Source organism: Chryseobacterium viscerum (assembly GCF_002899945.2).
GTDB classification, from domain to species: Bacteria; Bacteroidota; Bacteroidia; order Flavobacteriales; family Weeksellaceae; genus Chryseobacterium; species Chryseobacterium viscerum.
Genome location: NZ_PPEG02000013.1, coordinates 16,945 through 35,656, shown reverse-complemented (window position 1 = coordinate 35,656; position 18,712 = coordinate 16,945). Strand labels below are relative to the sequence as shown.

Annotated in this window: 19 protein-coding genes; 12 read left to right on the top strand and 7 right to left on the bottom strand. The window is 39.5% G+C overall.

Features of this window, described 5'->3' with window-relative positions; genetic code table 11:
• Position 1 precedes the first annotated feature (1 nt).
• From C1634_RS24375 to C1634_RS24365, 3 genes are all read right to left on the bottom strand, one after another.
• Entirely contained in the window at positions 2 to 262 is a 261-nt protein-coding gene (locus C1634_RS24375; protein WP_103231206.1) for a DUF6520 family protein, read from the bottom strand.
• A 22-nt stretch (positions 263 to 284) separates the two neighbouring features.
• Positions 285 to 1,799 (bottom strand): DoxX family protein, encoded by a 1,515-nt coding sequence (locus C1634_RS24370; protein ID WP_103231207.1) that lies wholly within the window; start codon positions 1,797 to 1,799, stop codon positions 285 to 287.
• Between the two features lie 202 nt (positions 1,800 to 2,001).
• Positions 2,002 to 2,226, bottom strand: coding sequence for a hypothetical protein (locus tag C1634_RS24365; protein ID WP_103231208.1), 225 nt, complete (start codon positions 2,224 to 2,226; stop codon positions 2,002 to 2,004).
• Between the two features lie 276 nt (positions 2,227 to 2,502).
• On the opposite strand from C1634_RS24365, the gene C1634_RS24360 reads away from it, so the two are divergent.
• Complete coding sequence (locus C1634_RS24360; protein WP_103231209.1) at positions 2,503 to 4,212, top strand: helix-turn-helix domain-containing protein; 1,710 nt, start codon at positions 2,503 to 2,505, stop codon at positions 4,210 to 4,212.
• Between the two features lie 46 nt (positions 4,213 to 4,258).
• Positions 4,259 to 5,104, top strand: coding sequence for an RteC domain-containing protein (locus C1634_RS24355; RefSeq protein WP_103231210.1), 846 nt, complete (start codon positions 4,259 to 4,261; stop codon positions 5,102 to 5,104).
• Between the two features lie 44 nt (positions 5,105 to 5,148).
• Here C1634_RS24355 and mobC read toward each other — a convergent pair whose 3' ends face one another.
• On the bottom strand, positions 5,149 to 7,149 hold the full coding sequence (gene mobC, locus C1634_RS24350) for a conjugal transfer protein MobC (RefSeq protein WP_109739292.1): 2,001 nt from the start codon (positions 7,147 to 7,149) through the stop codon (positions 5,149 to 5,151).
• A 161-nt stretch (positions 7,150 to 7,310) separates the two neighbouring features.
• Between mobC and C1634_RS24345 the strand changes: the two genes are divergently transcribed.
• Complete coding sequence (locus C1634_RS24345; RefSeq protein WP_103231238.1) at positions 7,311 to 7,565, top strand: DUF3781 domain-containing protein; 255 nt, start codon at positions 7,311 to 7,313, stop codon at positions 7,563 to 7,565.
• Positions 7,566 to 7,607: 42 nt separating this feature from the next.
• On the opposite strand, the gene mobB is transcribed toward C1634_RS24345, so the two are convergent.
• Positions 7,608 to 8,888: a conjugal transfer protein MobB gene (mobB, locus tag C1634_RS24340; protein WP_103231212.1), complete on the bottom strand. Its 1,281-nt coding sequence runs from the start codon at positions 8,886 to 8,888 to the stop codon at positions 7,608 to 7,610.
• 1 nt (position 8,889) lies between these two features.
• Complete coding sequence (gene mobA / locus C1634_RS24335; RefSeq protein ID WP_103231213.1) at positions 8,890 to 9,327, bottom strand: conjugal transfer protein MobA; 438 nt, start codon at positions 9,325 to 9,327, stop codon at positions 8,890 to 8,892.
• 656 nt (positions 9,328 to 9,983) lie between these two features.
• Here mobA and C1634_RS24330 point away from each other — a divergent pair.
• The 3 genes from C1634_RS24330 to C1634_RS24320 all read left to right on the top strand — a co-directional run bounded on the left by C1634_RS24330 (position 9,984) and on the right by C1634_RS24320 (position 11,786).
• Entirely contained in the window at positions 9,984 to 10,751 is a 768-nt protein-coding gene (locus C1634_RS24330) for a ParA family protein (protein WP_103231214.1), read from the top strand.
• Positions 10,752 to 10,818: 67 nt separating this feature from the next.
• Positions 10,819 to 11,151 carry a DUF3408 domain-containing protein gene (locus tag C1634_RS24325; RefSeq protein WP_228410154.1) on the top strand — a complete coding sequence of 111 codons (333 nt, stop codon included), beginning with the start codon at positions 10,819 to 10,821 and terminating at the stop codon, positions 11,149 to 11,151.
• Positions 11,152 to 11,162: 11 nt separating this feature from the next.
• Positions 11,163 to 11,786, top strand: coding sequence for a hypothetical protein (locus tag C1634_RS24320; protein ID WP_103231216.1), 624 nt, complete (start codon positions 11,163 to 11,165; stop codon positions 11,784 to 11,786).
• Between the two features lie 72 nt (positions 11,787 to 11,858).
• On the opposite strand, the gene C1634_RS24315 is transcribed toward C1634_RS24320, so the two are convergent.
• Positions 11,859 to 13,010 carry a serine hydrolase domain-containing protein gene (locus C1634_RS24315; protein WP_165835400.1) on the bottom strand — a complete coding sequence of 384 codons (1,152 nt, stop codon included), beginning with the start codon at positions 13,008 to 13,010 and terminating at the stop codon, positions 11,859 to 11,861.
• Positions 13,011 to 13,264: 254 nt separating this feature from the next.
• On the opposite strand from C1634_RS24315, the gene C1634_RS24310 reads away from it, so the two are divergent.
• From C1634_RS24310 to traK, 6 genes are read left to right on the top strand one after another with little or no spacing between them, the layout of a single operon-like run.
• Positions 13,265 to 13,570 carry a DUF4134 domain-containing protein gene (locus C1634_RS24310; protein ID WP_103231218.1) on the top strand — a complete coding sequence of 102 codons (306 nt, stop codon included), beginning with the start codon at positions 13,265 to 13,267 and terminating at the stop codon, positions 13,568 to 13,570.
• Positions 13,571 to 13,581: 11 nt separating this feature from the next.
• The gene (locus C1634_RS24305) at positions 13,582 to 13,914 is read left to right on the top strand and encodes a DUF4133 domain-containing protein (RefSeq protein WP_103231219.1); all 333 of its coding nucleotides are present in this window, start codon (positions 13,582 to 13,584) and stop codon (positions 13,912 to 13,914) included.
• Entirely contained in the window at positions 13,911 to 16,418 is a 2,508-nt protein-coding gene (locus tag C1634_RS24300) for a TraG family conjugative transposon ATPase (RefSeq protein ID WP_109739291.1), read from the top strand. The genes C1634_RS24305 and C1634_RS24300 overlap by 4 nt, the downstream gene beginning before the upstream one ends.
• A 29-nt stretch (positions 16,419 to 16,447) precedes the next feature.
• A complete protein-coding gene (locus C1634_RS24295) occupies positions 16,448 to 17,080 on the top strand; it encodes a DUF4141 domain-containing protein (protein ID WP_103231221.1) in 633 nt (210 codons plus the stop codon).
• Between the two features lies 1 nt (position 17,081).
• Positions 17,082 to 18,074 (top strand): conjugative transposon protein TraJ, encoded by a 993-nt coding sequence (gene traJ, locus C1634_RS24290; protein ID WP_103231222.1) that lies wholly within the window; start codon positions 17,082 to 17,084, stop codon positions 18,072 to 18,074.
• A 12-nt stretch (positions 18,075 to 18,086) separates the two neighbouring features.
• Positions 18,087 to 18,710: a conjugative transposon protein TraK gene (gene traK, locus C1634_RS24285; RefSeq protein ID WP_103231223.1), complete on the top strand. Its 624-nt coding sequence runs from the start codon at positions 18,087 to 18,089 to the stop codon at positions 18,708 to 18,710.
• The last annotated feature ends 2 nt before the right edge of the window (positions 18,711 to 18,712 follow it).

Below are 18,712 nucleotides of genomic sequence, written 5' to 3'. Positions count from 1 at the left end.
TCTAGGGTTGAATTTCATACAAGTCCGCAACACACATTGAGCCGTTGAGCTGCTTCAGATTATATGAGGCCGAACCCTCAACATAGGTACATACAGCACCTGTATTGATAGTTTCACAGTCTTTAGGAGTTTCCACACATGGCGCTTCTCCCGCGTTGCCAATTCTAAAACCGTTGACAACTGTTTTAGCTGAGTTGCTTGATGCTAACGCAGCTCCTGTACCCATAATGATAAGGGCTACAGGAATAAAAAACTTTTTCATAATAACTAAGTTTTGGTAATGCTTACTCTTGGATCAGGTTTTCAGCTTCCCCTGTTTTAAAATATTTAGTATCAGATTTTCTGTACTGGTACCTTAGTAATTTGCTGCCGGTAATTGCATACAAATAATGATCAGTGACCAAAATTTGTGATACTGGCTTGTTATTGAAATGGTCAATGTAAAAACTGCCTACATATTCTTGCTTGTTGGTTTTATAGATGTCAAAGACTGTAGCATTTTTCCAGTGTTCCCTTGATTCATGTTTTCCCATAAGATTTGATTGGTTAAATACCAATAAACCGTTTGTTGTGATTTTTGAGTTAACTTTCAGGGGAGGTGATGACATCTTGGTCCTGCCATCTGAGAGCTTGTGGGCTGTAATGCGTGCTTTGCTAACTGTATCAATTGTTTTCATCCTGTTTTTCAATTTTAAATAATCATCCATAACGAGAAATTGATTTCTGTAGGCATACATATAAATGATGCTTTTGGTTTTATAATCGACCATTAACTGTCCGTCTGAATCAAATACGCCATCAATCTGCTTTTCTAATAAAGATGGTAAAACGGTGACTTTTGACTTGGCCTTTAGATCAAGGATTCCCAATTCATATTCTCCTGTTTTTCCGCTTCTGATCCTAATTGCAAAGCGAGAGCTGTCAATGATAGCGAACTGATTAAAAAATACATCATTGAAACTTACCGTCGAGACTTTATCAGAAGAGAGTTCTCCACGATAAATAATAGGTACACTTCCATCATATAGAAAGAAATTGCTTCCCTTAACTCCCAAGCGCAGATTATGAAAAGTGTAAGCTGTATGATCAGGCTTTATTGGTCTATTTTCCAAATTGGTCAAATCCGTTGTTATTGATGTTAAGGTGAGCGGAGCTAAGGGGCTTCCTAAAAATAATCTTTTGTCGTTGCTTCCTGCAAAATAAAAATGCTCGTTTGCTAAATCAATTGTTTTGTCTTCAATCAATGGATGTGTCAGATATCTGCGGGTAAAATTGTTGTCACTTTTAATCATGTATTCTGAAGAGTAATACAGGTAAATCACTGAAAAGCTGCTAACCAAAATAATAACAATAACACGGATTCCATAGCTGAACATCCTGGTACTATCATTATTCTCTTGCAGAATGATGCCTATTAATGTCAGGACAACACAGACCATATTAAATACGAGATGCTCCGTCCATCCAAGTTTTTCCAGTATTCCACCACACGAGCAGGGTACAAAGTCACTAAAATTAAGAATAAGGTAGATATAAATTGTAAATGCCACCATCAGGGCCATTGAAGCATATAATCCTATTTTTTTGATTCGAGGTATGGACAATAGTAAAACGATAATTAGTTCTACAATGATGACCAGATAGGAAATAAAGGCAGCATAAGAACTTAGCAACGGGGACTGTGCAATCTGAACCTGGAAGTTTTCAAAATCCAGCAGTTTACTCACGCTCGCATAAATAAACAACACAATAAAAAAATAGGAAACAGCTTTGATAAAAATACTTTGAAAATTTTTCATGGCTTTTTATTAATAAGTTTAACAGACTTGAATCAATCTCCATTTGATTTTCCTTCCACAATAGTCAGGCATTTTCTCGCCTTTGAATAAGGTGATTGTCGTTCTAAAATTCCCCATACTCTCCCAGATTCCGCTTTCCGGACATGGTAAGCCTGTGACAACTGATATGGAGGTAAGGGGAATCATAGGTCATATAAATTGATTAATTATTCGGAACAAGCCGCCAGTTGTCACCATCTCTTACCGGCGGGTCAGGATCAACAATTTCTTCTGATGTTTTGGCAGAATCTCCTTTCATCATCATCATTGTTTTTTCTATCTGATCAGATCGATCATCACGTACATTGATTTCCTCATCTCGATGGGTACAGTTTTGCATAAAAACTGAAGCTATCGTTATACTAAAAAGTGGGATAAACTTTTTCATTTTTAATTTTTTTGGTTGGTTATCCCGGCCGGATTGTATTAGAATTCTGAAGCCAAAGTTATCCGGCTGAAGCCACGAAAAAAACTACTCTACGGACCCATTTTAAAATAGATACGTCTCAATTTTAAAATTGATACAGGGATAAATAGCCTGTAAAGCCTTATAGATCGTGGATTGTAGCATATCAGTTATAATAAGCTTGCAACGCCTTTAAAACTGTCTTATTTAAACACAAAATGTTTAATTTTGAAATGGTGAGGTTCTAATAATCAGTATATGAAAAAGTTAAATTACTTTCTCGTCCTATTTTCTGCATTTTCACACCTGCTATTTTCCCAGCAAAAAAAAGAAAGGACTTTCAGTGAGATCAGAAAACACTACGAAAAAATGACCATTGATGACGTGGATGCGATGCCCTATGTGAAATTGTATATCACTAAGGCAAAAAAAGAAAATAACGTTCAGAGATTAATTCAGGGATACAGGGATGGAAGGCAGTTTGACAGCCATAATAAAATCAAGTATGCTGACAGTGCCTTAGCGGTCAGCATAAAGTACGGAACCAGTGATGACATCAGCAAAGATCATTTAAGTAAAGGAATCATCCACTATTTCTATCAAAAAAAATATAAGCTCGCATTGGATCAATATCTAAAAGCTTATCAATATTCAAAAGGATCAGAGGATAAGTATAATCATTATAAAGTGATCTATCATCTGGGGATCGTCAAAGAACATTTGGGATACTATGATGAAGCCCTGGAACATTTTCAGGACTGTGTTACTTTTTATTCTTCAAAACCAAAGCATATCCTTCATCATAATGAGCAGTTCAATTACAAAAAGGCTTATTTGAATAGTCTTCACCAAATGACCGTTGTCAACAGATATCTTAAAAACTTTACGAAAAGTGACAGCCTTAGCCGGTTGGGCTATCAATTGACCTTAAATGATCACGATTTTGCACTTGAAAACAGCTATTTTCTTAAATGCATGGGCATCTCAAAATTTCATAAGAAAAATTACGCTGAGGCAAAGAAAGACCTGGAAAGAGCATTGCCTGTTATTTTGAAGCGAAATGACTTTGCCTGGGCTTCAGTCATTTATTACCATTTAGGTAAGATCTCCGAAGCTCAAAATAATCCAAGTCAAGCCATCCATTACTATAGTGAAATAGACAGAATCTTCGAAAAGCATGAATTCATACTACCTGAAGTTTACAGGAGTTATCATTATCTCATTGAATATTATAAAAATAAAAATATTGATGAGAGCAAACAGCTTTACTACACCAATCAACTTCTTAAAGCTGACAGTGCGATCTCAAAAGATTACCCTTACCTGTCATCAAAACTTCATAATGATTATGACCGCAAAACATTGATCGATCAAAAAGATGATATAGAAATGGCAGGCAAAAGAAAAATATTGTTTGCAAAGGTCCTCATATTCTGTGGAACAATTGTCATTGGTCTTCTTATCGTCCGTTACAGTAAAGACCGGAAAATAAAAAAACAATATGATCTGCTTCAAAAAAGAATATCTGACGGTACTTATATTCTCAAAGACATTATACAAGATGAAACTGTTGAAGACACATCAAGGAAAACATCTTTGACACCAGAAATGAGCATTGAGATCAGAGAAAAACTTGAAAAATTTGAACTGGAAAAACAATTTCTAAAGAAAGGACTGAACGAAAAGGACGTTGCAGTAAAGCTGTCAACCAATTCCCATTATCTGTCGGTCTACATCAACGAACACAAGGGAATGAACTTCAACAAGTATATAGCGGAGCTCAGGATCAACTATATTACCAACCTGCTCAATACCAATAACATGTATCTCCACTTCACCATTGAGGCGTTGGCTAAGGAGTGCGGCATCGCATCCCGCCAGAATTTCTCGAATCTTTTTTTTGATATCAATGGCATACGTCCGACTGATTACATCAGGAAGCGCAAACAGGAATTGGGAATCGGTTGATAGTGGCATGAATAAAGGATTTTTTGTAATTTTCTAAAAAAAGGACATGGTAACAAGAACTATTTTTAGAAAGATCGCTCAATTGTATGACGAATTAGAGTTAAGGATCAACGAAGTGTATGACGATGATGAAGACATGGTCAAGGTCGCAGAGCGTTCACTGATACTGATCGATGAATCCATCAGAAAGTTAAAGGAGATGATCACCAACCATCATTTTGAAACCATTGCAGAAGAGGTTCATTTCTTCAAAAAACTAAAGCCTCAGTTCATTTCAAAATTCATCTACTATTCCACAATTTTAGACCTCGAATCACATAAACCAAATGCCGGGAACAAGACCTTGAAAAAATATTACGAGGCAGAACAGGAAAAACTCAAAAGCTTTTATCTGGAACAGGCAGAATTTTACGGCTATTACCGCAGAGAGGCGACCTATCTCGACCATAAGGTATTTGTCAGAAATTCGTACGACCTGAAAATGAAATTATCATTCGGCTTCTACAATTTTGACACCAGCTTCACCACTTCTCACGATCATCTGGTAGCGAGATTCATGGCCAGCCAGCAGATGGACAAATACCTGAAAAAGCAACTTGAAAACTTAAGTGACAATGTCAGAACTAAAACCTTGTCACCATTGGTATGGTCTGCATCCAAGGTCGGACTGATCGAGCTCGTGTACGCCCTATATCAGATGCGCTGTTTCAATGGGGGTAATGTCGAACTCAGTGAGGTCATCAAATTCGTTGAAAGATCTCTGGACACGGATCTGGGCAACTTTCACAAAACGATATTTGAGATCAGGAACCGCAAACAGGGTCCAACGAAATTTCTGTATTTGGTCAGTGACCATCTCAATCAGCACTTCTTAAACACCGAAGGTGAATGATTTTTTTGAAAACCTTAAATGATCTTATCCATTTAAGGTTTTCTTTACTCTTTATTGATCAGATGCTGTAGATCCGGATCATTTGAGATTCTCTCCATTTCATCATTAATGATCATTAGTATATCAGCTTTAATATTCTTATAGTTGGCTGTGATTTCTTCCTGCATACAATCGATTCCTTGCTCATCGACAAACGAACAGATCTGGGGTATTTTTTGATAATTCTTTTCCTCCGAAGAAAGTTTAACGGTGTCAACAACAATCTCTGAATGGAATATTTTCTGTTCTATTCTTTCATCGAAATTATCTGAGACTGCACCGACAAAAAATCCCTGTGTCAAAGTCGAGATCTTGGAGGCCGGGATCAGGCTGTCCAACTGGGTTGAAATGGATGTTGAAGTATCATTTCTATTGATGGAGATGCTTTGTCTTTTCTGCAAAACCTTACCAAATCTCTCTGACAGGGCTTTTGCCGTTTCTCCAACCACTTGTCCGCTGAAAATATTGCCTACCGTGTTCTGGATGACTTTGCTTTCCTTATCGCCATAGTCCCTGGTCAACTGTGAAAAATCCTGAAATCCCAGACAGACAGAAACCTTGTTGCTTCTGGCGGTTGCGATCAGATTATCCAATCCTCTAAAATAGATAGTGGGCAGCTCATCAATAATCACTGAGCTTTTCAGTTGACCTTTTTTATTGATCAGTTTGACAATCCTTGAATTATAAAGTCCCAGAGCTGCTGAATATATATTCTGCCGGTCAGGATTATTGCCTACACATAAAATCTTAGGTTCCTTCGGATTATTGATATCCAACGAAAAGTCATCCCCGGTCATCACCCAATACAATTGTGGGGAGATCATTCGTGACAATGGAATTTTTGCCGAAGCGATCTGCCCTTGAAGTTGATCCTGTGCGCCTCCCTGCCAGGCATCCATAAAAGGGGATAGGTAGTTCTCCAATTCGGAGTAAGAAGTGAGAATCGTAAAAACATCCTCGTATTTTTTGTTCAGCAGTTCTATAGCGTGGGGGAAAGTACAGTATTTACCATCCTCATAAATTTTCAGAAACCAAATGATGGCCGCTAAAAGGATAATCGGGCTTTCCACGAAAAAATCACCCTGCTTTTGGATCCAGCTTCTGTTGAGATTCAGCATAATGGTGTAGGCTGCTTCATAAGCATCAGAGATATCCGTCATGAAAACAGGATTTAAAGGATTACAACGATGGCTTTTTCTAGGATCGTCAAAGTTGATAATGTAAAATTTGGGTTTTATTTGATAGCCTTCAGAATGATGTAAAAGATGATTGTAAGCAATTGTTGAAAGATCATCGAACTTAAAATCGTAGATGTACATAGAGAATCCCTTTTCAATATGCTGCCTGATATAATTATTTACAACAGCATAGGATTTTCCCGATCCAGGCGTACCCAGAACAATGGTAGCGCGAAAAGGATTGACCACATTGATCCATCCCTGATGCCATTTCCCTTGATAATAAAACTTAGTTGGCAGATTGACTGAGTATTCGTTATATAGCAGTTTTGTTTCCTGTTGAAAGCTTTCATTTTCACTATTGAATACATCATCCATTAGATGATGTTTCAGAAGTCTGCTCATCCACACACCAGCCATCATCAAGAAAATATAACCCGAACCAGTTGACAGCATATATAAGGGAAACACAAAGTCCGATGACAGTTTTAAAAGGGGTATGCTAAAAAAGAATAATAAAACACCCAAACCCAAAGCAACATATATTTTGTTCCAGGTGATCTTTTCATTTTTCACCCCTTTGGTCCCAAGGCAACTCAGGCTCAACAAAAGCACTGCAAAAAGTTTTGAATACAGTGGTTTGCTAAATAATCCTGCAGTCCTGTTAAAGTTTTGAAGTATCTTATTGACAAGATTTAAAGTCCAGCAGCGTTCTTCAAAAAAGCTATAGCAAAACCAATATAGGTGCATTAAAACCAGTATGATACTCACAGCCCTCATAAATTCCATTATTTTGGCAAGTCCTCTTAAATCATCTTCTCCCTGCATTATTATCAGAATTTTAATGTTAGGGTCTGAATTTAAAGGTTTTAAGGACTGGCGTTGGAAAATAAGTAGTCGATAACCGTGGGTGGCTCTGCTTGGCTTGGTGATAAATAATGCAGCTTTTTTTACTATTTTTGAATGGTAGTATTTACCAAAAACAAACTATGAACAAAACTGAAATATTAAATAACATTTGTTACACTGAGCTTGTTTACGGCAGAATAAACAAGAAACTTAAAAGTAATTTTTCAAAATCTGAAATTGAAATTATGCTTTTCAATTTAATTCGAGAAACAGACGAGATGTCCTTCCAAAAAGTTGGGAAAAACTTTTATATAACCAATGTGGATAAGAATATTCGAATTACTATTAACTCAAATACTTTCAGAATCATAACTGTTGATAGAGTTGTAAAATAATAACTTAATTATTGGTGCTACGCTTAGAGAGTAGTTGACCTATTACATTCTCCGTTTCTTCTTTTTCTTCATCTTGTTAACAAAATCCTGTTCTTCATAATCTTCGCCTTGTGCTTCTGGAAGTAAACCACCCAATGCTTCTATCAAATCATTGTTACCTTTTTCAGTATTCAAAAAATCGAAAAAATGATAAGGTTTTTCCGTAGTTAAATCTTTCATAACAGTTGACTGAGATATCTTTGCTTGCTGTTGAACAGGTTTTTTAATTTCAGAATTGATGTTATCGTTACAATAATCATTAAAGGTATTAGCAGAAAACTCTTTGCCTAAGCGTGACCCGTTCCAAATACTTTTAGAATGATGATCAATAAAAGTGATGCCATAGATCCTGCCGTTGTCATTTTTACGGACAACAATATCAATTCCCTCTTTTTTCAATTTATTTTTAAATGCTTGTTCATCTTTTGAAGAATGATGAGCTTCAGTAATTGATCTTTTCAAATTTTGTTTGACGAGTTGATCATTACTTTTGTTTTTACAAGCAGTGAAGTGTTTTTCGAGAGCATCGATTCCTGCATTTTTCCCGAACAAAGATGCCTTGAAAGGATTTCCTGTCTTTTTTCCTTGGTCATTTAAAGGAACATAAAGCAATCCTCTTTTTAATTGACCTTGTAATTCTCCTTCCACTTTCTCCACAGTAATATTAAATAGTGAAAGCAAGGCATTGTATTCCCCAAAGGATTGAAATTGGTAGTAGGAGGGTATGTGTCTTATTACAGACGCAATCTGGCTTTTAATATCTCCAGCCTTGTAATCGATCGGTCGAAAGATCTTTTCATTTTGCTGAGACTTTTTCTCAACTGCTGATATAAGCCCGAATTTATTCTCCAGTTCCCGGCAGACTTTCATCGAACGGATCTTTTCAAATTGATCAGAGATCTTTTTTCCTTCTTCATCTACACAAACTGAAACAATATGGATATGGCTGCGGTCAATATCGGTATGCTTGAACACGATGAAAGGCTGATCGCCGTAACCCATATCATTCATATACTGCTCAGCTATTTCTCTATATTGCTCATCAGAGACCTTGTCTTTAGGATCAGGATTTAGGGAAATATGCAGCGTATGCTTTTCGGTATTTCGGTTCGCCAAAAGGTAAGGCTCAAATGATCTCGCTAATTGAGCAACAGAATACTTCCCGTCAGCTGTTTCAATCATTTTGTTCATTAACAGGATTTCTCCTTTTTCCTGTTCCATTTTTAGATTGTTATAGGACAATGTGCCAAAAAGATTACTGCTTCTTCCAATTTTTGCGATCATATTACTCCGGATTTTTCAAATGCTTATGATCAAATTCTTCTGTCAACTGCATCACTTTTTTGAAGATTTCGACCATTTCCAAGGTTTGTTTTTCCAATTTATAGAGGATAGCCGCTGCTTTTTTCTCTGAAAAATTGGTGTATAACAGTTTCACCATCTGATTATAATTGACCCCAACAGCCCGGAACTGGCTGTGAAATGAGGTCAATCGCATATAGAAATCCACCGTTCCCTTATCCACTTTAATGGTCTTGATCGTCTTTTCGAAAATACAAGCTGTTATAAAATGAGCCTTCACTTTCATTCCTGACTGATCAAAAAGTTCAAGAAAGCGGGAATGTTCCTGTTCATTAAATGAGATCGTATATCGAATCTTGGCAGGATCTGCCTTTGGACGGCGTCCTGTCTTTTTCTTTGGTTTACCATTATGTTCACTCATCATTTATCCAATTAAATTTACAAAACATCGACTTCGGAGATTGTTTTCTGCTCCCTGCAAGGGCAAGTTGTTTTGCGCATCCGAAAACGTTTCGAGATGCTCAAAACACAACTTGCCCCTTTCTGGTGAAAGGCTAGACCCACAATACAATAGATTTAATCCAGTAGTACAGGCTCTTCTTCTGTTTAAAGGTTGATAGCTTTAAACCAGTCAACTAAGCTTTGACAAAGTAAACGACAATGCTTCACAGACTCTCTGAAGTTCATAAGGCCAAACAAATCCATTGCGAGTCAAAGACAACCACTTAGAAGCTGAGTGCAGCCGGATGTTATTTATTTGTACCAGAATGTCGGCAGGACTGATGTATGGCAAAATCGTTTGAGTTCTTGAAGGCAGGCATACCAACTTTCCAGACGTTAGTCAGGATATCCGGAAAGCAATAGCACAAGATAAAGATCAGTCAGGCATTCCAACCTGACGGAAGTACAGGATCCTTTCAGGAAAGACCCACTGACTGATTGAATTCTGATCCTACAGTTGGAAGTCAGATATGCTTTCAATTGCCTAAGATTGCAGGAAAGCCGGATATGATTTGAGCCAGCCAGCTGTCACTCTAGAAGTATCGTTAACCAATGTTCAACTAAAAAATCAAAAAAATGGAAACAAAAAAACAACCAGTCATTATCGCCTTTTCCACTCAAAAGGGAGGAGTGGGAAAAAGTACCTTCACAACATTGATCGCCAGTATCCTACATTATCGGATGGGTTACAATGTCGCAGTATTCGACTGTGATTTCCCGCAGTACAGTTTGATACAGATGAGGGATAGGGATCTTAAAACAGTGATGCAAAATGAGGTATTAAAAAAAATGGCCCATAAGCAGTTTACAACCATCAATAAAAAAGCCTATCTTATTTTCCAAAGCAAGACCGATACGGTTTTGCAAGAGCTTGAAGCATATGTGGTTGATTCCGAAGTTGTACCGGATGTCGTTTTTCTGGATCTGCCCGGAACGGTCAATACGGCTGGTATTTTGAGTACACTCGCCAATGTTCACTATATCTTTTCACCCATAACCGCGGATAGGGTTGTCCTTGAAAGTACCCTTAGTTTTACGGATGTCCTGACCAATATCCTGATGAAGAAAAAGCACACTGAGATCAAAAGCATACAGCTGTTCTGGAATCAGGTCGATGGTAGGGAGAAAACACCGCTGTATGAAAATTACAATAAGGTGATCAAAGATCTGGGACTTCAATTGATGGAAACATCGATCACAGACAGTAAGAGATTTCGTAAAGAAGGGGAGACGGTCGCCAAAACCGTTTTCCGTTCAACACTATTACCGGCAGACCCCAAGTTGATGATTTTATGTCGGCTCGACCAGTTTATGGAGGAATTTTTAAGAATTGTAAAATTGTGAAAAGATGGACAGTGATAAAAAGAACAATGAAGACAACAATATCGATGAACAATATTTGATGTCGATCATGGCTGGCAGCACAAAGAAGGAACCACAGACTCATGAACTGGATTCCATAAACGAAAAGGCGATCACTAAACATAAGCTGAAGAACAAAAAAAGTCTTGAAATCACCTACGCTGAGCAGTTTCTCACGCATCACACGATGACCAAGCGTGGTGATAAAAGTATTTATATTCGTCCCGAATATCATGAGCGACTTTCCCGGATCATCCAGATCATTGCCGACGACCAGATCCCTCTGTACGCTTATCTCGACAATGTATTAGCGCATCACTTCGAAACTTTTGAAAAGGAGATCACCGATGATTTCAACAACAAATACCGTCCAATCTTTTAATCTATCATCTTATGGAACAATTTATCATCATAGGGCTTTTACTCATTATTATCTTACTACTGTGTGATAAGAAATTTATAAATAAGCATCCTAAGCAAAAAAGTACTGAAACTCAACTAGCTGTGCCTTCTTTTATAGGTAAAGCAAAGATAGAAGAGAGAAAACCAATGCCATTTGATATCGATCAAGGCCAAGGCGACTCTATCTCGCCTACAGCAGATAATTTTGATTCAGAAACCAAAGAGGAAGTAATTGAAAATACGGCTTCAAAGAAAGAACTTGACGAGATACTGGTCAAAAATAATGATTGGGAAGACGAGGAAGAAGACTGGCAGTATCAGGATGATTCTAAAATCGAAAGCGGTTTTGCCACAGGGGTTACCTTTCAGGAATTGAGTACTGCGGGACAGCTGCTTCAGCAAGATGTGCTGGAGCCTGACTTAGAACAGCAAGCGGTTAACATCATTCAGAAAATTCAGGGAACCGAGCTTTTTGATCTTTTAGAAAATTCATTAGGTGATGCATCAAAGCGAGTTGCAACTTTGCTGAGCCAGAATATTTCGAATGAAGATGAAGACATTTATTCTAAGCGTAAAGATGGTGCAGATGGTTTCGACATTGGGGAATTTGTTTAGTCAGATTCCCCTTTTTGCTCATTGTATGAGATTCATTAAAGATTTTGATATTGAGATTTTTTTTAAAACCTTTTATCTTTTAATTGTTTTCAGCCAGCTTTGATAAATAGGAAACCAAACGCGGTCGCCATTAGATCCGTTGCAAAGTATTATAATACCGCTTTTTGAAGGAAGATCTAACAACAATGCTGCGCTCCATCCGGCATTTTCACCGGTATGACCTATAGTTCGGAAATTTTCATAATTCATAAATCTGTAACCCAGTCCGCTTTCGCCCTCGGTGGAAGAAGGAAGAATAGGCGTTTCCATCAGCTTGATGGTCTCAGGTTTTAGAACTTTAATCAATTGTTTGGGATCTAGGGTAATCGATAGTTCTGCAAAGTGAGCCAGATCTACAATCGTAGTCTGCAATCCTGCTGCCGCTTTTTCAGTGAAGATTCTATTTTTGATGGGATTGCCTAGTTCGTCGTATGCGGTTGCAGAGTTGGCCTTCATCTCTTCTGTCCATTCGTAGTTGGTGTTTTTCATACCAAGTGGCAGGAAGATATTTTGCTTCATATAGTTGGCGAAATCCTGTTTGGTTTTCTCTTCCAAAAGCAGTTGGGCGAGTGTGTAACCACCTCCGGAATATTCCCATTTTGTTCCCGGTTCGCTGATGAGATGTACGGTTTCACCATTGCGTTTTGTTTTACCATTCAATGATTCTTCGAGACTTAGCAATGGAGTTCCTTGATCCGATCCGCCGTAACCGTGAACAGAAAGTCCTGCCGTATGACTCAGCAATCGCCGTAATGTTACTTTAGATTCATCAAATTCAGAGCGGGGCAGATGCCAGCGGGTAAGAGATTGTTCAATAGGATCGTCCAGTTTTACAAGGTCCTTCTCTGTCAATTGCATAAAGCCCCAAGAAGAAACCAGTTTGGAAACAGAACCGATATTGAAAATTGTTTCCGGTGTTACAGGTTTTTTGCTTGCCAGATCCGCATAACCCATCGATTGTACCCATGCGATTTTTCCATCCCGAATTACAGCAACTGCAACGCCGGGAACATTATTTTTTACAGTTAGCTCCTGTCCCAGCCTTTCTATTTCCAGATACAGCGCGTCATTCTTTTTTGAAATAGAATTTTTGGCGGTGTTTGTTGTTGAGCAGGAGAATGTAGTCCCCAATAACACAATAGCTAAGACATTTATCAGGATAACTTTCATTGATTCGTATTTCATATAAGTGATTATTCCAGCCATGTGCTTCAGTATAAAGAACCAATGCATTTCGCTGAAACTCAAATGTCCGAAATAATAATGTCTTCAAAGAAATTATTATCATAAATCTGAAACTAATTAATACATATTAAGACACGCACTACCAAACAATTCCTCTGATTTCCAGTTAATCAAAACAATTAGAGTTCCGTAACACCTTTGCCTCATCAACCCACAGGGTGTGGGGGTGAAGTAACAATTAGTGTGTTTCAGTTATGGAAAAACAAAGAAAAAAACTACTGCTATTAGGTCTGACCTTTTTAGCATTTACGGTTGCCTTTGCCCAGGGTAACGGTACCGCAGGGATCAACGAGGCCACACAAATGGTGACCTCCTATTTTGAACCAGCCACCCAGCTGATTTATGCGATCGGGGCAGTCGTCGGACTGATCGGTGGGGTCAAGGTCTACAACAAGTTCAGCAGTGGTGATCCCGATACGAGCAAGACCGCTGCCAGCTGGTTTGGAGCGTGTATCTTTTTAATTGTAGCTGCAACGATCCTCCGTTCATTCTTCCTTTAAATTTTGTTACGATGAATACTTATCATATCAACAAAGGCATCGGAAGAACGGTCGAGTTCAAAGGATTAAAAGCACAGTACCTGTTCATTTTTGCAGGGGGATTATTGGGGATACTCGTATGTGTGATGGTCATGTACATGGCTGGCGTCAATACCTATGTCTGCCTTACGATTGGCGGAGCAAGTAGTGCCATACTAATCTGGCAGACCTTCTCACTCAACGGAAAATACGGCGAGCACGGACTGATGAAATTGAGTGCTCAAAAGAGGCATCCCAGATACATCATTAGCCGCAAATGCATCTATCGCTACCTGAAAAGTAACCGTCAAAAAGCTTCATCATGAGAAATACCTCCAAAGCCGCAACGCTGGAGAGTAAATTTCCACTGCTTGCGATAGAAAACGACTGCATTATTTCAAAAGATGCGGATGTCACGGTTTGCTTCAAGGTCAGACTTCCAGAACTATTTACGGTAGCATCGGCGGAATATGAAGCGATCCATTCAGCCTGGTTCAAGGCCATTAAGACCCTGCCTGATTTTACGGTCGTCCACAAACAGGACTGGTTTATCAAAGAAAACTACAATCCGGATCTTTCCAGAGAAGACCAAAGTTTTCTGTCCAAATCCTTTGAGCGCCATTTCAATGAGAGGCCTTTCTTAAATCACTACTGTTATCTGTTCATTACGAAAACCAGTAAAGAACGAATGCGGATGCAGAGCAACTTTTCCTCGCTGTGCAAAGGAAAATTGATCCCAAAGGAGATCAAAGACAAGGAGGTGATCAGCAGATTTATGGAGTCCGTCGATCAGTTTGAAAGGATCATGAATGACAGCGGCTATGTCCATCTGGAACGGATGACCGAAGATGAGATTTCAGGAACTGCGGAACAATCTGGAATACTGGAACAATATCTAACCTTATCAAGGGAAGTTAATCCGTCTCTACAAGACATCAAGCTAGGTTCGGAAGAAATGCGTATCGGAAATAACCGGATCAGTATGCATACCTTATCCGATACCGATGATCTGCCTGGTACGGTCTCATCACACAGCCGATATGAAAAATTAAGCACAGACCGAAGTGACTGCCTGCTTTCTTTCGCATCACCCGTAGGACTTCTGTTGAGCTGCAATCATATCTACAATCAATATCTCTTCATCGATCATAGTGATGAAAACCTGATGAAGTTTGAAAAGTCCGCCAGGAATATGCATTCATTGGCGAGATACAGCAGAGCGAACCAGATCAACAAGGAATGGATCGAGAAATACCTCAACGAAGCGCACTCTTACGGTCTTCAATCCATCCGTGCCCATTTCAATATAATGTCGTGGTCTGACAATCCTTCAGAATTGAAACAGCTAAAGAATGATACCGGCAGTGCATTGGCATTGATGGAGTGCAAACCCCGACACAATACTACGGACACGGCAACCTTGTATTGGGCAGGGATTCCCGGAAATGCCGGTGACTTCCCAAGCGAGGAAAGCTTTTACACCTTCATCGAACCGGCCCTCTGTTTTTTCACAGAAGAGACCAACTATCAGGATTCACCTTCACCATTCGGGATCAAGATGGCCGACCGGCTGACGGGAAGACCCATTCATCTGGATATCTCCGATCTTCCGATGAAACAGGGAATTATTACCAATCGTAATAAGTTTATTTTGGGACCTTCAGGAAGCGGAAAGTCATTTTTCACCAACCATATGGTCAGACAATACTATGAACAGGGTGCTCATGTGCTGCTCGTAGATACCGGAAATTCTTACCAGGGCTTGTGCGAGCTGATCAAAGGAAAGACAAAAGGGGAGGACGGTGTGTATTTTAACTATACCGAGGACAATCCGATTGCCTTCAATCCATTTTACACCGATGACGGCGTCTTTGATATTGAAAAAAGAGAAAGTATCAAAACCCTGATCCTCACACTATGGAAAAGGGATGATGAACCACCGACCCGTTCAGAGGAAGTTGCGCTATCCAATGCTGTCAGCGGATATATTGAACAGATCAGGAACAAAAATTCCCATCCCTCATTCAACGGATTCTATGACTATGTGAAAGATGACTACCAGAAAGTTCTGGAATTAAAAAAAGTCAGAGAAAAAGACTTTGATATTGTCAACTTTCTGAATGTTCTCGAACCTTATTACAAAGGCGGCGAATACGATTATCTGTTGAATTCAGAAAAGCAGCTTGACCTGTTGTCCAAACGGTTCATCGTTTTTGAGATCGATGCGATCAAAGACCATAAGATCCTGTTCCCGATCGTGACCATCATCATTATGGAGGTCTTCATTAACAAAATGCGAAGACTGAAAGGGATTAGAAAAATCATCCTCATTGAAGAAGCCTGGAAAGCCATCGCCAAGGAGGGGATGGCCGAGTACATCAAATACCTTTTCAAGACGGTCAGAAAGTTCTTCGGAGAGGCTATAGTAGTAACGCAGGAAGTAGATGACATTATCCAGTCACCGATCGTCAAGGAGAGCATCATCAACAATTCAGACTGTAAGATCCTTTTGGATCAGCGCAAGTATATGAACAAGTTCGATGACATCCAGGCGATGCTGGGATTGACGGATAAAGAAAAAGCACAGGTGCTTTCTATCAATATGAACAATGATCCGAAAAGACTCTACAAAGAAGTCTGGATCGGATTGGGCGGAACGCACTCTGCGGTCTATGCAACAGAAGTTTCCACCGAAGAATATCTGGCATACACTACCGAGGAAACAGAAAAGATGGAGGTGATGAATCTCGCATCTGAACTTAATGGGAATGTGGAAAATGCCATCAAGAGGATCTCTCTCAAGAGAATCAGATCAAACAAAGAAAATTAATTAATCCAATCATTTAAAATTTAACAACAATGAAAAATTTAATTATTAAGACAGCAATGGTAGCCATTTTCGCTACCGCAACCTATGCCAAAGCACAATTCGTGGTAACTGATCCGGCCAATCTCGCTTCCGGAATTCTGAACAGCGCCAATGAAATTGTGCAAACCTCATCAACGGTTTCCAATGTCGTTAAAAATTTCAACGAAGTAAAGAAGGTCTATGAGCAAGGAAAGGAATATTATGATAAACTGAAAGCCATCAACAATCTGGTCAAAGATGCCAGGAAAGTGCAGCAGACCGTCCTAATGGTCGGCGACGTATCAGAAATATACGTTACCAATTTCAGTAAGATGCTCAACGATCCCAACTTCAATGCCCAGGAGCTGACGGCCATTGCGAACGGCTATTCAGCACTACTGACTGAAAGTACGGAACTTTTAAAAGAACTGAAGGAGATCATCACAGCCAATGGGCTTTCGCTCAATGATAAAGAAAGAATGGATGTGATCGACCGGGTTTATAAAGAAGTTAAAGAGTATCATAATCTGGTGCGATACTACACGAACAAGAATATTTCTGTCAGCTATCTCAGAGCGAAAAAACAGAACAATACAAAAAGGGTTCTAGATCTTTATGGTACTTCAAATCAAAAATACTGGTAAGATGGAACCTACTAATCTACACGAAGTACTTCGCTCGGTCTATGATGAGATGATGCCATTGTGTGCCGATATGGCTGCGGTAGCAAAAGGTGTTGCCGGATTGGGCGCACTGTTCTATGTCGCCATCAAGGTATGGCACTCGCTCAGCCGTGCCGAACCGATCGATTTGTTTCCTATGCTGAGACCCTTTGCCATAGGTATATGCATAATGTTCTTTTCAACATTGGTATTAGGTAGTATCAATGGCGTGTTAAGTCCGATCGTTCAGGGAAGTCATTCGATGCTGGAGGATCAGGTTCTGGATCTGAACGACCTCCAGCAAAAAAAAGATCTTCTGGAGCGGGAAGCCATGCTCAGAAATCCCGAAATGGCCTATCTGATATCGGATGAGGAATTCGATAAAAAGTTGGAAGAGCTGGGATGGTCCCCTTCAGACCTGGTGACCATGTCCGGGATGTATATCGAAAGGGAGATGTTCGATATCAAGAAACAGATCAGGGACGGTTTCCGCGAGTTTCTGGAGATCCTATTCCAGTCAGCAGCTTTGGTCATTGATACGATCAGGACCTTCTTTCTCATTGTACTTTCCATATTGGGACCCATTGCGTTTGCAATCTCCGTGTGGGATGGCTTTCAGACCACGCTGACCCAATGGCTCACCAGATATATCAGTGTCTATCTGTGGTTGCCGGTTGCTGATATTTTCAGTGCCATTCTGGCAAAGATCCAATCACTGATCATTGAAAGGGATATTGAGATGCTGGCAGATCCGAACTTCATTCCTGATACTTCTAACACGGTTTACATCATCTATATGATCATCGGGATCATCGGATATTTTACGGTTCCGACAGTTACCGGATGGGTAATTCAGGCAGGAGGTGCCGGTAACTTTATGCGCAATGTCAACCAGACCGCCACAAAATCAGGAAATATTGTGGGAGCAGCAGCAGGCAGTGCCACAGGTAATATCTCAGGCAGATTATTAAAATAAAAATACGATCCAATGGAATTTAAAACTTTAAGAAATATAGAGAGCAGCTTCAAGCAGATCCGCTTATTTACATTCGTTTTTGCGGTGCTCTGTTTTGCCGTGGTAGGCGTAGTCGTTTTTAAGTCCTATCAGTTTGCAGAAGAACAGCGTCAGAAGATTTACGTACTGGATAACGGCAAATCGCTGATGGTGGCTCTGTCACAGGATATGTCGATCAACAGGCCTGTCGAGGCCAGGGAGCATGTAAGGCGTTTTCACGAGCTGTTCTTTACAGTGGCGCCGGATAAAAATGCCATTGAAAGCAATGTTAAAAGGGCTTTCAATCTGGCAGACCAGTCTGCATTCGATTACTACAAAGACCTGCAGGAGAAAGGCTATTACAACCGGATCATCTCAGGGAATATCCAGCAGAGGATAGAGGTTGACAGTGTGGTGGCAGATTTCAATAACTATCCGTATGCAGTGAAGACCTTTGCAAGGCAGTTCATTATCCGATCCAGCAATCTGACGATAAGAAGTCTGATCACTAATTGTTCATTAGTGAATTCGGTGAGGTCAGACAGCAATCCCCAGGGATTTACGATTGAAAAATTCAATGTCCTTGAAAATAAAGATGTTGAAACTGTTGAACGTTAAAA

What these genes read in the sequence shown, in the direction of transcription:
- C1634_RS24370 (WP_103231207.1), bottom strand. Translation starts at nt 1,799, where the DNA reads ATGAAAAATTTTCAAAGTATTTTTATCAAAGCTGTTTCCTATTTTTTT.
- C1634_RS24320 (WP_103231216.1), top strand. Translation starts at nt 11,163, where the DNA reads ATGGAACAATTTATCATCATAGGGCTTTTACTCATTATTATCTTACTA.
- traJ (WP_103231222.1), top strand. Translation starts at nt 17,082, where the DNA reads ATGGAACCTACTAATCTACACGAAGTACTTCGCTCGGTCTATGATGAG.
- C1634_RS24345 (WP_103231238.1), top strand. Translation starts at nt 7,311, where the DNA reads ATGAACAAAACTGAAATATTAAATAACATTTGTTACACTGAGCTTGTT.
- traK (WP_103231223.1), top strand. Translation starts at nt 18,087, where the DNA reads ATGGAATTTAAAACTTTAAGAAATATAGAGAGCAGCTTCAAGCAGATC.
- C1634_RS24360 (WP_103231209.1), top strand. Translation starts at nt 2,503, where the DNA reads ATGAAAAAGTTAAATTACTTTCTCGTCCTATTTTCTGCATTTTCACAC.
- C1634_RS24375 (WP_103231206.1), bottom strand. Translation starts at nt 262, where the DNA reads ATGAAAAAGTTTTTTATTCCTGTAGCCCTTATCATTATGGGTACAGGA.
- mobC (WP_109739292.1), bottom strand. Translation starts at nt 7,149, where the DNA reads ATGCAGGGAGAAGATGATTTAAGAGGACTTGCCAAAATAATGGAATTT.
- C1634_RS24325 (WP_228410154.1), top strand. Translation starts at nt 10,819, where the DNA reads ATGGCTGGCAGCACAAAGAAGGAACCACAGACTCATGAACTGGATTCC.
- C1634_RS24310 (WP_103231218.1), top strand. Translation starts at nt 13,265, where the DNA reads ATGGAAAAACAAAGAAAAAAACTACTGCTATTAGGTCTGACCTTTTTA.
- C1634_RS24330 (WP_103231214.1), top strand. Translation starts at nt 9,984, where the DNA reads ATGGAAACAAAAAAACAACCAGTCATTATCGCCTTTTCCACTCAAAAG.
- C1634_RS24295 (WP_103231221.1), top strand. Translation starts at nt 16,448, where the DNA reads ATGAAAAATTTAATTATTAAGACAGCAATGGTAGCCATTTTCGCTACC.
- C1634_RS24300 (WP_109739291.1), top strand. Translation starts at nt 13,911, where the DNA reads ATGAGAAATACCTCCAAAGCCGCAACGCTGGAGAGTAAATTTCCACTG.
- C1634_RS24315 (WP_165835400.1), bottom strand. Translation starts at nt 13,010, where the DNA reads ATGAAATACGAATCAATGAAAGTTATCCTGATAAATGTCTTAGCTATT.
- C1634_RS24365 (WP_103231208.1), bottom strand. Translation starts at nt 2,226, where the DNA reads ATGAAAAAGTTTATCCCACTTTTTAGTATAACGATAGCTTCAGTTTTT.
- C1634_RS24305 (WP_103231219.1), top strand. Translation starts at nt 13,582, where the DNA reads ATGAATACTTATCATATCAACAAAGGCATCGGAAGAACGGTCGAGTTC.
- mobB (WP_103231212.1), bottom strand. Translation starts at nt 8,888, where the DNA reads ATGATCGCAAAAATTGGAAGAAGCAGTAATCTTTTTGGCACATTGTCC.
- mobA (WP_103231213.1), bottom strand. Translation starts at nt 9,327, where the DNA reads ATGAGTGAACATAATGGTAAACCAAAGAAAAAGACAGGACGCCGTCCA.
- C1634_RS24355 (WP_103231210.1), top strand. Translation starts at nt 4,259, where the DNA reads ATGGTAACAAGAACTATTTTTAGAAAGATCGCTCAATTGTATGACGAA.